The organism is Lederbergia citri (genome assembly GCF_018343625.1).
Classification (GTDB): Bacteria; Bacillota; Bacilli; order Bacillales; family Bacillaceae_C; genus Lederbergia; species Lederbergia citri.
Genome location: NZ_JAGYPG010000001.1, coordinates 1,307,401 through 1,313,400, shown reverse-complemented (window position 1 = coordinate 1,313,400; position 6,000 = coordinate 1,307,401). Strand labels below are relative to the sequence as shown.

At 37.4% G+C, this 6,000-nt stretch carries 5 protein-coding genes; 3 read left to right on the top strand and 2 right to left on the bottom strand.

Annotated elements, in window-relative coordinates; genetic code table 11:
* Nucleotides 1–102: 102 nt before the first annotated feature.
* Nucleotides 103–1,461, top strand: a complete 1,359-nt coding sequence (locus KHA97_RS06705; protein ID WP_213123618.1) for an IS1182 family transposase — start codon at nucleotides 103–105, stop codon at nucleotides 1,459–1,461.
* A 337-nt stretch (nucleotides 1,462–1,798) separates the two neighbouring features.
* Here KHA97_RS06705 and KHA97_RS06700 read toward each other — a convergent pair whose 3' ends face one another.
* Nucleotides 1,799–3,595, bottom strand: coding sequence for a M3 family oligoendopeptidase (locus tag KHA97_RS06700; RefSeq protein WP_213123922.1), 1,797 nt, complete (start codon nucleotides 3,593–3,595; stop codon nucleotides 1,799–1,801).
* A gap of 193 nt (nucleotides 3,596–3,788) precedes the next feature.
* Here KHA97_RS06700 and sigK point away from each other — a divergent pair, with 193 nt between their 5' ends.
* Entirely contained in the window at nucleotides 3,789–4,511 is a 723-nt protein-coding gene (gene sigK, locus KHA97_RS06695) for an RNA polymerase sporulation sigma factor SigK (RefSeq protein WP_213123921.1), read from the top strand.
* A gap of 45 nt (nucleotides 4,512–4,556) precedes the next feature.
* On the opposite strand, the gene pssA is transcribed toward sigK, so the two are convergent.
* Nucleotides 4,557–5,096: a CDP-diacylglycerol--serine O-phosphatidyltransferase gene (gene pssA / locus KHA97_RS06690; protein WP_213123920.1), complete on the bottom strand. Its 540-nt coding sequence runs from the start codon at nucleotides 5,094–5,096 to the stop codon at nucleotides 4,557–4,559.
* 97 nt (nucleotides 5,097–5,193) lie between these two features.
* Between pssA and KHA97_RS06685 the strand changes: the two genes are divergently transcribed.
* Nucleotides 5,194–5,976: a phosphatidylserine decarboxylase gene (locus tag KHA97_RS06685; protein ID WP_213123919.1), complete on the top strand. Its 783-nt coding sequence runs from the start codon at nucleotides 5,194–5,196 to the stop codon at nucleotides 5,974–5,976.
* The last annotated feature ends 24 nt before the right edge of the window (nucleotides 5,977–6,000 follow it).

Below are 6,000 nucleotides of genomic sequence, written 5' to 3'. Positions count from 1 at the left end.
ATGGGTTCTTTCAGACTGTAGACAAACTCGACGAAAGTCGGGTTTGCCTACAGTCTATTTTTTTATAAAATTATAGATATACCAATACTTGAGGTGATAAAAATGCTGACTAAGAATAAATCAATCCAACGGGACCAAATCGAAATGATCGCTCTTGACCAACTTGTACCAGCGAACCATCTGGTTCGCAAGATAGAGGCGGCGATTGATTTTTCATTTATTTATCCACTTGTGGAAGGTATGTATTCAGAAGTCGGTCGCCCAAGTATTGACCCGGTCGTTTTGATTAAAATGACATTTATCCAATACCTATTTGGCATCCGTTCAATGCGCAAAACCATTGAGGAGATCGAAACAAATATGGCCTACCGTTGGTTTCTGGGCTTTGGTTTCTATGATAAGGTCCCTCACTTCTCGACATTCGGGAAGAATTATGAGCGACGTTTCAAAGACAGTGAACTCTTTGAACAGATTTTTTACAAAATCCTGAAAGAAGCTGCCACCAAAGGATTGATTAGTGCTGAGCACGTATTCGTTGATTCCACTCATGTAAAGGCAAGCGCGAACAAAAGGAAGTTTGCCAAGAAAGTTGTACGGAAAGAGACGCGTGCTTATCAGGAAAGACTGAATGAAGAGATCAATCAGGACCGTGAGGACCATGGTAAAAAACCTTTTCCTCCGGACAAGTTCGAAAAAGAAGAGTACAAGGAAATCAAAGAAAGTACAACGGATCCGGAGAGTGGTTACTATGTGAAGGATGAACGTACGAAACAGTTCGCCTATTCTTACCACGCCGCAGCTGACAGGAACGGTTTTGTCCTTGGTGCTATTGTCACGCCTGGAAATACTCATGACAGTCATATCCTTGAGCCTTTGGTAGAGAAAGTAATTGAGAAAGTTGGAAAGCCTGAAGCCGTTGCTGCTGACGCTGCCTATAAAACCCCTGCTATTGCACAGTATCTGTTAGGTAATGATATCAAGCCAGTATTACCGTACACTCGTCCCCACACAAAAGAGGGATTCCTGAAAAAGCACCAGTATGTCTATGACGAGTACTATGATTGCTATATCTGCCCAGACGGGCAGTTGTTAGAGTATGTCACCACTACGAAGGAAGGATATCGTCAGTATAAGTCCATTCCCTCCATCTGTAAGGATTGTTCCTTACTTTCACAATGTACTTTGAGCCAGAATCACCAGAAGGTGATCCAAAGGCACGTGTGGCAAGATGCTGTTGAGGAAGCGGAACATCTTCGTCATCAAGACGACATCAAGGCAATCTACGCAAGAAGAAAAGAAACCATCGAGCGTGTATTCGCCGATGGAAAAGAAAAGCATGGTATGCGTTGGACAACCCTACGGGGTCTTAAAAAATTGTCCATGCAAGCGATGCTTACTTTTGCTGCCATGAATCTGAAAAAGATGGCCAGCTGGACATGGCAAGGTCCAGAAGTGGCCTAAGAAAATACCTCTTCGAGGCATCTATATCCTTAAAAACCAAAAAAAACACAATAGGCACTTCGAATGTTTCCATTCGAAATGCCTTTTGTCTACAATCTGAGGACTCTTCAATGAAGAGTCCTTCTTTCTTTTTAAAGAAAGCATAAATTTTTACTTAGAAATATAATGGAATGGGTGTCCGTCCTGTCTAGCTCCAGGCGCCCAGCGACTAGCAAACTTTCAGCTTCTTCCTACGATAAGTCAACATCGGCTCGTTCCTCGCCGTGTTTCCTTTATCTCGTCAGAAGCTTAAAAAGTTTGTACGTCGCTGGACGGGCGCCTTGCGCTTTTCTAATACTTATTTATTTTTCGTCATTTCCATAAATTCTTCCACATCTTTTATACAGAGCTTAACGCCCTCTTCCCAAAATTCCCGCTTCGTTAAGTCGATTCCAAGGTGTTTCATTGCAAGCTCTTCAACCATCATTGAACCTGTATCTTCAAGCATAGCCATATATTTTTGCTCGTACCCTTTTCCCTCTTTGACGGCTTGTGCATATATGCCTAAAGAAAATAAAAATCCGAAAGTGTAAGGGAAGTTATAAAAAGGTACTCCTGTAATAAAGAAATGGAGCTTCGATCCCCAGAATAATGGGTGATATTCTTTCAAGGAATCAAGATATGCTTCTTTTTGCGCTTCTTCCATTAACTCATTTAAACGTTTTTTGTTCACTAAACCATTTTTACGTTCTTCGTAAAAACGTGTTTCGAATAAGAATCTAGCATGAATATTCATAAGTAATGCTACAGAGCGTTGTATTTTATCTTCTAATAAAGCAAGTTTAACATCATCATTTTCCGCATTATTTACAGCAGCATCCGACACGATCATTTCTGCAAATGTAGAAGCAGTTTCAGCGACATTCATTGCATAGCTTCTATTTAACGGATGAGTGTCTTTCATAGCATATGAATGAAATGCATGTCCTAATTCGTGGGCAAGCGTTGACACATTTGATGGTGTTCCGGAATAGGTCATAAAAATCCTTGATTGTTCATTCACAGGGAACGATGTACAAAATCCACCTGGTTGTTTACCAGGACGATCTTCAGCTTCGATCCAGCGATCCTCAAATGCCTTTTTTGTGAATGCTGTTAATTCTTCACCAAAGTTTTCAAAGTGCTTTAAAATGAATTCTGCACCTCCTTGATAACTATATGTAGTATTCACTTCACCTACCGGAGCATCGAGATCACACCAGCTTAATTTATCGACTCCGAGAAGTTCAGCTTTCCTTTGTAAAAAGTCTGCAAATGGTTGCTTAAGATCGGAAATGACTTCCCACATTACATCCAATGTTTCTTTTTTCATTCTGTTGTAAGTGAGAGCCTCTTTTAAAATATGATCCCAGCCTCTTTGTTTATAAACAGATAAACGGAATCCAGAAAGATGATTCAAAGTGCTTGCTAAAAGGTCAGATTGCTCATCCCAAGCCTTTTCCCATTCTTCAAAAACTTTTCTTCTAACATGTGGATCTGGATTGGAAAATTTATTAGAAGCCTGCCCTACAGATAACTCTACTTTTTGTCCGTTTTCTTCAAAAGGGATTTTTACATGACTAACAATCGTATCATACATTTCTCCCCATCCATGGTAACCGTCAATGCTTAACGCATTTATAATTGCTTCTTGTTCTTTCGGTAATTTTTCGGCGGCTTTTCTGCGTCGCTCATTAAGCACATATGATAATACTTGTAGTGAATCTTGATTTAAAAGACCATTCCAAGTTTCCTCGTCAATTTTTGATAACTTTTCATCAAAATTCGTTAAAGTGGTACTAAACTTCGAACTTAAAGTAGTTACCATTCCTCTAAGTTCATTTGCTCTCGTATCTTTCGTATTTTGAGCTTGAAGACAACTTACGAAAGCTCCAGCTTGCCTAATATTTTGTGAAACTTGCTGAAGTTTTTCTAGTAAAACACTCAATGAAGAATTTTTTGCATCAGTAGGAATTTCCCAAGATTCAACTTCTTGCTCAAATGTGTTCAATTCCGTTTTAATCTTGTCCAAATGTTCCATAAATTGGTGGGAATTACTTCCACCTTCAAAAAAGACATCTAAGTCCCATGTTAAATCATATGTGGATGTTGACAAATTCAATCTCCTCCTTTATCCATATATTTTATTATAGAGTTTTTTTATATAATTTGTTGTTTTTTAAGCCGAATTCTTAATTTCTTTTTCGTTTGATAAGGGAAAAGTTGTTATTTCAGAAAGACAAGCAAATGTTGCCCAATCTGTTCATATAATTGAATACGTAAGTTGAATAGATGTTGGAGGTGAGGATTTGTCCGGGATCCTAACGGCAATTGGCTATGTTATTAAGGAATTGGTTTTTCTTGTATCATATGTTAAGAATAACGCTTTTCCGCATCCTCTTTCACCAGAAGAGGAACAACTAAATTTAAAGAAAATGGCGGAGGGAGACGAACAAGCCCGTAATCTCCTCATAGAACATAATTTGCGGCTTGTTGCCCATATCGTTAAAAAGTTTGAAAACACTGGGGAGGATTCAGAAGACTTAATCTCTATTGGAACTATTGGCCTCATCAAAGCAATTGAAAGCTATTCGTTTGGCAAAGGTACTAAGCTTGCCACGTATGCTGCCAGATGTATAGAAAACGAAATACTGATGCATTTAAGGGCATTGAAAAAAACGAAGAAAGACGTATCACTCCATGATCCAATTGGTCATGATAAAGAAGGTAACGAAATATCTCTAATTGACGTATTAAAATCGGAGGCAGAAGATATATTTGATACGATACAGTTGAATATGGAATTGGAAAGAGTGAAGGAATATATTGATGTGCTAGATGATCGAGAAAAAGAAGTCATTATAGGAAGATTTGGCCTCAATTTGGAAAAAGAAAGGACACAGCGAGAAATAGCAAAAGAATTAGGAATTTCAAGAAGTTATGTTTCTCGTATTGAAAAAAGAGCGTTAATGAAAATGTTTCATGAATTTTATCGTGCTGAAAAGGAAAAATTAAAAAAGACAAAGGAATAAATAATCAAAACAGCCATCTTCTTAAATAAGAGGATGGCTGTTAATTTAGATTTTCTTAAATGTAAAAGTACTGATCATTAAAATAGATAGGATAAAAATAATAAATAAAAATGAGTTCGGTGGGAAATATGGGATAGCTAAATAACTAAGTGTTAATAAGCAACCGGCAGAAGTAATCGGAAGTCCCATAAAATATCCATTATTTTCAGTGATATTAAATCTGGCAAGACGGAAAGCGCCACAGCTGATAAAAAAAACAGTTAGAAATATACCTGGAAAACCAAACAAATTAAGAATTCCTTGGTATAATAACAAAGCGGGAGCAACTCCAAACGAGATAATATCACTCATCGAGTCAAGCTGTTTTCCCAGATCTGATTCGATTTGCAGCTTACGTGCAACGATACCATCGAATCGATCAGCAAGTGCAGCAATAAAAATAAGTAGAAGACTTAGATGCAGTTGGCCATTGATTCCTACAAGGATAGCGCATCCGCCTAAACCAAGATTGGCCAAGGTAAGGACGTTAGCCGTTTGTGCTTTTAATTTTCGAATTGTTTGATCAAAGGCATCGACAAGGAACACTTTTATTCCTCCTTCCTTTATCTTGTATCTAATCATACTAAATTATATTCCTTTTAGACATAAAAGTTAAGAATTTTTTAGCCAGGGGGAAAATGAATTGAAGCAAAAGATTTACCAATCTCTAATCGAGTTAACAAACGGACCTTTCTCCGCGGGTCTAATAAAAAAACTTACACATTCAAAGTTCAGCAAGTATCTTATTAAGTCGTACGCAAGGCATTATCGTATTAATCTGGAAGAAATGCTTGAAGATATTAATAGCTATGAAAATTTGCATCATTTTTTTACTAGGAAATTAAAAGATACAGTTAGGCTTATCGATGAAAATCCTGATTCTATCGTAAGTCCAGTAGATGGGGTATTGGAAGATATCGGGAAAATTGAGGGGAATAGCACAATTATCGTAAAAAATAAAGTTTATTCCATATCTGAAATGTTAGGTGGAAATGAACGTTCAGCTAAATATTCTGAAGGCACATATATGATTCTTTATTTAAGCCCGGCCCATTATCATCGTATTCATAGTCCAATCGATGCAAAAATAGTGGATCGGTATTCACTTGGATCTAGATCATACCCTGTCAATCGGTTAGGATTAAAATATGGTAACTCAACGTTGAGCAAAAACTTCCGTACTGTTTCTGAATTAGACCATAATGGAAAATTAATGGCTATGGTAAAAGTTGGAGCAATGTTTATTAATTCAGTAGAAATTATTAATCAAGGTCAAAAATGGAAAAAGGGTGAAGAGGTGGCTTACTTTTCATTCGGCTCTACTGTCGTTCTCCTATTTGAAAAAAATTCTTTTAAATTAAATGAGGATATTACAGTGCCTAGCGAAATTAAAGTAGGACAAGCTTTAGGGAAGTTAAATATATGAAAAACAAAAAGCGCCCGTCAATCT

Bases quoted from the DNA above. Each gene is read 5' to 3' on its own strand.
- KHA97_RS06705 (WP_213123618.1), top strand. From the start codon at position 103: ATGCTGACTAAGAATAAATCAATCCAACGGGACCAAATCGAAATGATC.